The organism is Neisseria sp. 27098_8_158, assembly GCF_041433145.1.
GTDB lineage: Bacteria > Pseudomonadota > Gammaproteobacteria > Burkholderiales > Neisseriaceae > Neisseria > Neisseria subflava_E.
In genome coordinates this window covers 1-6,333 of record NZ_JAPWAZ010000008.1, presented here as the reverse complement: position 1 = coordinate 6,333, position 6,333 = coordinate 1, and the positions used below count along the sequence as shown (strand labels likewise).

General features: G+C 49.7%; 1 protein-coding gene, 2 tRNA genes and 3 rRNA genes. All 6 read right to left on the bottom strand.

Annotated features, from left to right (window positions below; genetic code table 11):
- Positions 1 to 264 precede the first annotated feature (264 nt).
- Positions 265 to 552: a helix-hairpin-helix domain-containing protein gene (locus O3681_RS11010; RefSeq protein ID WP_107724257.1), complete on the bottom strand. Its 288-nt coding sequence runs from the start codon at positions 550 to 552 to the stop codon at positions 265 to 267.
- A 287-nt stretch (positions 553 to 839) separates the two neighbouring features.
- A 5S ribosomal RNA gene (rrf, locus tag O3681_RS11005) occupies positions 840 to 953 on the bottom strand.
- A gap of 96 nt (positions 954 to 1,049) precedes the next feature.
- Positions 1,050 to 3,938 (bottom strand): 23S ribosomal RNA (locus O3681_RS11000).
- 348 nt (positions 3,939 to 4,286) lie between these two features.
- A tRNA-Ala gene (locus O3681_RS10995) sits at positions 4,287 to 4,362 on the bottom strand.
- 5 nt (positions 4,363 to 4,367) lie between these two features.
- Positions 4,368 to 4,444, bottom strand: a tRNA-Ile gene (locus O3681_RS10990).
- Between the two features lie 105 nt (positions 4,445 to 4,549).
- A 16S ribosomal RNA gene (locus O3681_RS10985) occupies positions 4,550 to 6,090 on the bottom strand.
- The 16S, 23S and 5S rRNA genes sit together here with 2 tRNA genes alongside, the layout of an rRNA operon.
- Positions 6,091 to 6,333 lie beyond the last annotated feature (243 nt).

Below are 6,333 nucleotides of genomic sequence, written 5' to 3'. Positions count from 1 at the left end.
CAGCATCACCACCAACAGCTGTATCAAAGAATACCCCCTCTGCACAGTTGCCCTATTCCGTTTTCCGTTAAATGCCTTTGAGTACATATCTTTATTCCCTTTATCTTTTATATCCCCTATCCGACAAGAGGCTATCCGTTTATCCCTTTACCCAATGAAAGCCCCATTAGCCCAAGTCTTCATTCCCGCCCCCCATACAAAGCCGCCCCGTGGCCCAACCGGCAAACGGTTCGGCCGCAGGGCGGCATATAGGCAGAGTCCGGCTTATTTTTTCACGGCAGGCTGGGCGGCCTTAGGCGCGACAGAAGAAACCGTCGCCTCCGCCTTCAACTTGTTCAGCACCGCATCACCGATGCCCTTCACGTTTTTCAGCTCCTCCACCGATTTAAACGCACCGTTCTTCTGACGGTATTCCACAATCGATTTTGCCTTAGCCGGACCGATACCCGGCAAGGCCTCCAGTTCGGCAGAAGACGCGGTATTGATGTTCACGGCGGCTAAAGAGAATGCTGCACAAACAGCAGCAAATGCACCAAATAAAATTTTCTTCATCAGATTTTTCCCATAACGTGTTTAATTGAATCAGTCAGAAAGTCTACCGAATGGTTTATTCCACTCTGTAAACACTGTCGCATATACGGGCCCATACCCGCATAAATGCTTACGACATATTAACGCAAATGCCGTTTAATTTCAAATATTCCAAACGGTTAATCGTAACTTTCGGTACTTTTGTTCAAGAATAACAACAGGTAATCATAATCCCCCTATCGCCAAATCGACAGAACCGACAGGTATGTAAAAAGCCCCCGACATCAGTCGGGGGCTTCGGAATGGGTGTTTGGCGGTGACCTACTTTCACATGGAAGAACCACACTATCATCGGCGCTGAGTCGTTTCACGGTCCTGTTCGGGATGGGAAGGCGTGGGACCAACTCGCTATGGCCGCCAAACTTAAACTGTTACAAATCGGTAAAGCCTTAATCGGTATAAATGGTGATGACTGAATCAGTCAGTAAGCTTTTATCATTTGAAGTTCTTCAAATGATAGAGTCAAGCCTCACGAGCAATTAGTATGGGTTAGCTTCACGCGTTACCGCGCTTCCACACCCCACCTATCAACGTCCTGGTCTCGAACGACTCTTTAGTGTGGTTAAACCACAAGGGAAGTCTCATCTTCAGGCGAGTTTCGCGCTTAGATGCTTTCAGCGCTTATCTCTTCCGAACTTAGCTACCCGGCTATGCAACTGGCGTTACAACCGGTACACCAGAGGTTCGTCCACTCCGGTCCTCTCGTACTAGGAGCAGCCCCCGTCAAACTTCCAACGCCCACTGCAGATAGGGACCAAACTGTCTCACGACGTTTTAAACCCAGCTCACGTACCACTTTAAATGGCGAACAGCCATACCCTTGGGACCGACTACAGCCCCAGGATGTGATGAGCCGACATCGAGGTGCCAAACTCCGCCGTCGATATGAACTCTTGGGCGGAATCAGCCTGTTATCCCCGGAGTACCTTTTATCCGTTGAGCGATGGCCCTTCCATACAGAACCACCGGATCACTATGTCCTGCTTTCGCACCTGCTCGACTTGTCGGTCTCGCAGTTAAGCTACCTTTTGCCATTGCACTATCAGTCCGATTTCCGACCGGACCTAGGTAACCTTCGAACTCCTCCGTTACTCTTTGGGAGGAGACCGCCCCAGTCAAACTGCCTACCATGCACGGTCCCCGACCCGGATTACGGGTCTGGGTTAGAACCTCAAAGACACCAGGGTGGTATTTCAAGGACGGCTCCACAGAGACTGGCGTCTCTGCTTCAAAGCCTCCCACCTATCCTACACAAGTGACTTCAAAGTCCAATGCAAAGCTACAGTAAAGGTTCACGGGGTCTTTCCGTCTAGCAGCGGGTAGATTGCATCTTCACAACCACTTCAACTTCGCTGAGTCTCAGGAGGAGACAGTGTGGCCATCGTTACGCCATTCGTGCGGGTCGGAACTTACCCGACAAGGAATTTCGCTACCTTAGGACCGTTATAGTTACGGCCGCCGTTTACTGGGGCTTCGATCCGATGCTTGCACATCTTCAATTAACCTTCCAGCACCGGGCAGGCGTCACACCCTATACGTCCACTTTCGTGTTAGCAGAGTGCTGTGTTTTTAATAAACAGTCGCAGCCACCTATTCTCTGCGACCCTCCAGGGCTTACGGAGCAAGTCCTTAACCTTAGAGGGCATACCTTCTCCCGAAGTTACGGTATCAATTTGCCGAGTTCCTTCTCCTGAGTTCTCTCAAGCGCCTTAGAATTCTCATCCTGCCCACCTGTGTCGGTTTGCGGTACGGTTCAATTCAAACTGAAGCTTAGTGGCTTTTCCTGGAAGCGTGGTATCGGTTACTTCATGTCCGTAGACACTCGTCATCACTTCTCGGTGTTAAGAAGACCCGGATTTGCCTAAGTCTTCCACCTACCGGCTTAAACAAGCTATTCCAACAGCTTGCTAACCTAACCTTCTCCGTCCCCACATCGCATTTGAATCAAGTACAGGAATATTAACCTGTTTCCCATCGACTACGCATTTCTGCCTCGCCTTAGGGGCCGACTCACCCTACGCCGATGAACGTTGCGTAGGAAACCTTGGGCTTTCGGCGAGCGGGCTTTTCACCCGCTTTATCGCTACTCATGTCAACATTCGCACTTCTGATACCTCCAGCACACTTTACAATGCACCTTCATCGGCCTACAGAACGCTCCCCTACCATGCCAGTAAACTGGCATCCGCAGCTTCGGTTATAGATTTGAGCCCCGTTACATCTTCCGCGCAGGACGACTCGACCAGTGAGCTATTACGCTTTCTTTAAATGATGGCTGCTTCTAAGCCAACATCCTGGCTGTCTGGGCCTTCCCACTTCGTTTACCACTTAATCTATCATTTGGGACCTTAGCTGGCGGTCTGGGTTGTTTCCCTCTTGACAACGGACGTTAGCACCCGCTGTCTGTCTCCCGAGGAACCACTTGATGGTATTCTTAGTTTGCCATGGGTTGGTAAGTTGCAATAACCCCCTAGCCATAACAGTGCTTTACCCCCATCAGTGTCTTGCTCGAGGCACTACCTAAATAGTTTTCGGGGAGAACCAGCTATCTCCGAGTTTGTTTAGCCTTTCACCCCTATCCACAGCTCATCCCCGCATTTTGCAACATGCGTGGGTTCGGTCCTCCAGTACCTGTTACGGCACCTTCAACCTGGCCATGGATAGATCACTCGGTTTCGGGTCTACACCCAGCAACTGTTCGCCCTATTAAGACTCGGTTTCCCTACGCCTCCCCTATTCGGTTAAGCTCGCTACTGAATGTAAGTCGTTGACCCATTATACAAAAGGTACGCAGTCACACCACAAGGGTGCTCCCACTGTTTGTATGCATCAGGTTTCAGGTTCTATTTCACTCCCCTCCCGGGGTTCTTTTCGCCTTTCCCTCACGGTACTGGTTCACTATCGGTCGATGATGAGTATTTAGCCTTGGAGGATGGTCCCCCCATATTCAGACAGGATTTCACGTGTCCCGCCCTACTTTTCGTACGCTTAGTACCACTATTGAGATTTCGAATACGGGACTATCACCCACTATGGTCAAGCTTCCCAGCTTGTTCTTCTATCTCGATAGTTATCACGTACAGGCTCCTCCGCGTTCGCTCGCCACTACTTGCGGAATCTCGGTTGATTTCTTTTCCTCCGGGTACTTAGATGGTTCAGTTCTCCGGGTTCGCTTCGCTTATCCTATGTATTCAGATAAGGATACCTCCTAAGAGGTGGGTTTCCCCATTCGGACATCGCGGGATCATAGCTTTATTGCCAGCTCCCCCACGCTTTTCGCAGGCTTACACGTCCTTCGTCGCCTATCATCGCCAAGGCATCCACCTGATGCACTTATTCACTTGACTCTATCATTTCAAGAACCTCTTTGACTTCGTTTGCCTACCCGTTGACTAGGGAAGCAAACTTGAAATTCCTACTTTGATAAAGCTTACTACTTTGTTGTGTCTTAATCCTGCCTTTTGTGTTTCAGGATTAAGTCGATACAATCATCACCCAAATACTGTGTTTGTTTTCTTTTCTCTTGCGAGAGATTTTTTATCCTTTGCAAAGAACAAAAAATCAAAACAAACTCATTGTCTTTGTTTGTTGATTTCGGCTTTCCAATTTGTTAAAGATCGATGCGTCGATATTTCACTTCGCAAATCAAAATAAGCTGCTAAGTATAGCAGGCTTCCTTTGATTTGTAAAGTTCTTGGTGGAGGCAAACGGGATCGAACCGATGACCCCCTGCTTGCAAAGCAGGTGCTCTACCAACTGAGCTATGCCCCCGTTCTTGGTGGGTCTGGGAGGACTTGAACCTCCGACCCCACGCTTATCAAGCGTGTGCTCTAACCAGCTGAGCTACAAACCCGGATTCTCTTCTTAAGCGAATCTTGTCTTCACTCAAGCTTTTCTCTTCCGCATCTTTTACAGTTTACCGATAAGTGTGAATGCATCAGACCTCTTCTTTCTCTAGAAAGGAGGTGATCCAGCCGCAGGTTCCCCTACGGCTACCTTGTTACGACTTCACCCCAGTCATGAAGCATACCGTGGTAAGCGGGCTCCTTGCGGTTACCCTACCTACTTCTGGTATCCCCCACTCCCATGGTGTGACGGGCGGTGTGTACAAGACCCGGGAACGTATTCACCGCAGTATGCTGACCTGCGATTACTAGCGATTCCGACTTCATGCACTCGAGTTGCAGAGTGCAATCCGGACTACGATCGGTTTTGTGAGATTGGCTCCACCTCGCGGCTTGGCTACCCTCTGTACCGACCATTGTATGACGTGTGAAGCCCTGGTCATAAGGGCCATGAGGACTTGACGTCATCCCCACCTTCCTCCGGCTTGTCACCGGCAGTCTCATTAGAGTGCCCAACTTAATGATGGCAACTAATGACAAGGGTTGCGCTCGTTGCGGGACTTAACCCAACATCTCACGACACGAGCTGACGACAGCCATGCAGCACCTGTGTTACGGCTCCCGAAGGCACTCCTCCGTCTCTGGAGGATTCCGTACATGTCAAGACCAGGTAAGGTTCTTCGCGTTGCATCGAATTAATCCACATCATCCACCGCTTGTGCGGGTCCCCGTCAATTCCTTTGAGTTTTAATCTTGCGACCGTACTCCCCAGGCGGTCAATTTCACGCGTTAGCTACGCTACTAAGCAATCAAGTTGCCCAACAGCTAATTGACATCGTTTAGGGCGTGGACTACCAGGGTATCTAATCCTGTTTGCTACCCACGCTTTCGAGCATGAACGTCAGTGTTATCCCAGGAGGCTGCCTTCGCCATCGGTATTCCTCCACATCTCTACGCATTTCACTGCTACACGTGGAATTCTACCTCCCTCTGACACACTCTAGTCACCCAGTTCAGAACGCAGTTCCCAGGTTGAGCCCGGGGATTTCACATCCTGCTTAAGTAACCGTCTGCGCTCGCTTTACGCCCAGTAATTCCGATTAACGCTCGCACCCTACGTATTACCGCGGCTGCTGGCACGTAGTTAGCCGGTGCTTATTCTTCAGGTACCGTCATCAGCTGTCGATATTAGCAACAGCCTTTTCTTCCCTGACAAAAGTCCTTTACAACCCGAAGGCCTTCTTCAGACACGCGGCATGGCTGGATCAGGCTTGCGCCCATTGTCCAAAATTCCCCACTGCTGCCTCCCGTAGGAGTCTGGGCCGTGTCTCAGTCCCAGTGTGGCGGATCATCCTCTCAGACCCGCTACTGATCGTCGCCTTGGTAGGCCTTTACCCCACCAACTAGCTAATCAGATATCGGCCGCTCGAATAACGCAAGGCCCGAAGGTCCCCTGCTTTCCTCCTCAGAGAATATGCGGTATTAGCTAATCTTTCGATTAGTTATCCCCCATTACTCGGTACGTTCCGATATGTTACTCACCCGTTCGCCACTCGCCACCCAAGAAGCAAGCTTCTCTGTGCTGCCGTCCGACTTGCATGTGTAAAGCATGCCGCCAGCGTTCAATCTGAGCCAGGATCAAACTCTTATGTTCAATCTCTAACTTATAACTTCTGGTCTGCTTCAAAGAAACCGACAGGACAATGTCTAAAACATCATCTTGTCTGTCTTTCAAACAGTGTGAGGCCTAATGCACTCACACTTATCGGTAATCTGTTTTTTAAAGAGCGAATCGAATTATACAGTACATTTAGCAAATGTCAACTAAAATTATCGAAAATTCTAACTAACTGTGTTATACTGTCTGCTTCGTTTTCTTCACCGCGTCAGCAGCGAA

Excerpts from the sequence above, each read along its gene's own strand:
- O3681_RS11010 (WP_107724257.1), bottom strand. The coding sequence starts at position 552 with ATGAAGAAAATTTTATTTGGTGCATTTGCTGCTGTTTGTGCAGCATTC.